The organism is Planktothrix sp. FACHB-1355, from assembly GCF_014748295.1.
Taxonomy (GTDB): domain Bacteria; phylum Cyanobacteriota; class Cyanobacteriia; order Cyanobacteriales; family Aerosakkonemataceae; genus Aerosakkonema; species Aerosakkonema funiforme_A.
Map to the genome: position 1 here is coordinate 1 of NZ_JACJUP010001344.1, position 1,689 is coordinate 1,689.

Below are 1,689 nucleotides of genomic sequence, written 5' to 3' on the forward strand. Positions count from 1 at the left end.
GCTCTCAGTCAGCGCGTCCGAAAGACAGATCGCCTCCCCATAGAGCGGCCCTTTCCCCGTTAGCACCACCGGCAACCAAAACTTACCCTGTCCGATCGCATATTCCAACTGCCCAGCCACCAGACCTTGCAAACCTTTTATATCCCCACAAGCTTGATATATTTTTTGATGGGTAAATGAAATATCCTTTGGTAGATTCAGCGTCAAAGGACATAACAGAATTTCCCTTGCATCGCCACTTTCCACCAAACTAAGATTATCGAGATATTTTGAATACAGAATATCTAACTCATCAACTCTAACCGATCGCGTCACCGCATTTCTAACCGGATAGTTTACCACCGCCGACTGGAGAGCAGCCACCATTGTAGAAATAGTTGGAGATGAAGCAACTACCTGACCAGTTGCATCCACCTCCGCCTCAACTATCAGCCAAACTTCAAGCATTACCGAAGCTAGGCAAACTGGGGCGACCTGCACCCAGCCGTTGAAAACTAGGTAGATCCAGCCTACCGCTAGCACTGCGGCTTTTCGCCGCCAGACGATAGCTCACACTTTGCAATTCTGCGTGCAGCTGTCGGTTTTCCCGTTGTAGCTGAGCCAGTTTCTCTTTTACTGGCCCTAAACGTTCGGCAAACTTCTGGCGATAGATTTGCGGTAATTCTTGCACCACTTGTTCTAACATCCGACTGCGGTCTGTCAGTTCTTGGACAGTCTGACGCAGATGATATATTTCCGCATCGCGATCGGCAATCTGCTGTTGATAAAACGCAACTTGCTGCTCGACTCCTTGCAGTTGTTCTCGCAGAGCCAGCATTTGAGATTGATTGCGCTCAGATAGTTCCGGAGCGGGAAGAAAAGTCGTATTGCCTTTGACTAAGCGGAACAGTTCCTGAGACAGCTGTTGTACCAGTTGGTCTCGCAACTGCAACTCTTCCCGCAGGTGAAATACTTCTGATTTAAGCGTTTGTTGGGTTTGGATTTCAGTTTGGCTCACAAGGGCTTACAACTCCTCTGCAACGATCTTGCCAGTCCTGGCGGCAACACGCGCCGATTGTGTTGCCAAATTAACGCCCATTCTATCATGCTTGGGAGCGAAAGGGAGAGGGAGAATGGGGCAGTCAAAAGTCAAAAGTCAAAAGTCAAAATTCCTCCCTGTCCCTTTTCCCCTAACCGCTAGCCCCTAGCCCCTAGTCCCGACGCCCTTTCTTTTGACTTTTGACTTTTGTTATGCTTCTGCGGCAACTGCTTCAGATTTGGCAGCAGGTTCTTCTTGCTTCAAAGTTAAATAGCGAATTACCTCATCGCTCAAACGCATAGCGCGTTCCATCGGAGCGACAAAAGCACCGTTGCCTTTGTAATTCATCTGGACGTAGATCCCATCCCGTTGTCTTTTAATTTCGTAAGCCATACGGTGCTTGCCGCGATTTTGGATCTCGATATCTTGGGCTCCGTTATCGCGCAGCAGAGTCTGATATTTTTCGATCGCCTGATTGACCTGTTCGTCGGTCAAATCGGGACGCAAAATATACATTGTTTCGTAAACGTTCATTGCCATTTTCTCCTTGTGGACAATTAAGGCCACTCTCTGCTAGTACGCCAACTATCCAGTTGCGATCGTCCTTTGAGAAAGGCTGGTATGAGCGAACACACCCCGCCCCGCCCTATGAAGTGCGATCGACTGCGATG

The 1,689-nt window shown here is 48.8% G+C and carries 2 protein-coding genes and 1 pseudogene; all 3 read right to left on the reverse strand.

The features are described from left to right. Positions 1 to 447, reverse strand: a pseudogene (locus tag H6S82_RS32225) (hypothetical protein); the annotation flags it as partial. Beyond that, positions 440 to 997 (reverse strand): Npun_F5560 family protein, encoded by a 558-nt coding sequence (locus H6S82_RS32230; RefSeq protein ID WP_191057423.1) that lies wholly within the window; start codon positions 995 to 997, stop codon positions 440 to 442. The gene H6S82_RS32230 and the pseudogene H6S82_RS32225, both read right to left, overlap by 8 nt. 231 nt (positions 998 to 1,228) lie before the next feature. Further along, a complete protein-coding gene (gene rpsF, locus H6S82_RS32235) occupies positions 1,229 to 1,558 on the reverse strand; it encodes a 30S ribosomal protein S6 (RefSeq protein ID WP_191057424.1) in 330 nt (109 codons plus the stop codon). Positions 1,559 to 1,689 lie beyond the last annotated feature (131 nt).

Coding starts and splice junctions, on each gene's coding strand:
- rpsF (WP_191057424.1), bottom strand. CDS start 1,558: ATGGCAATGAACGTTTACGAAACAATGTATATTTTGCGTCCCGATTTG.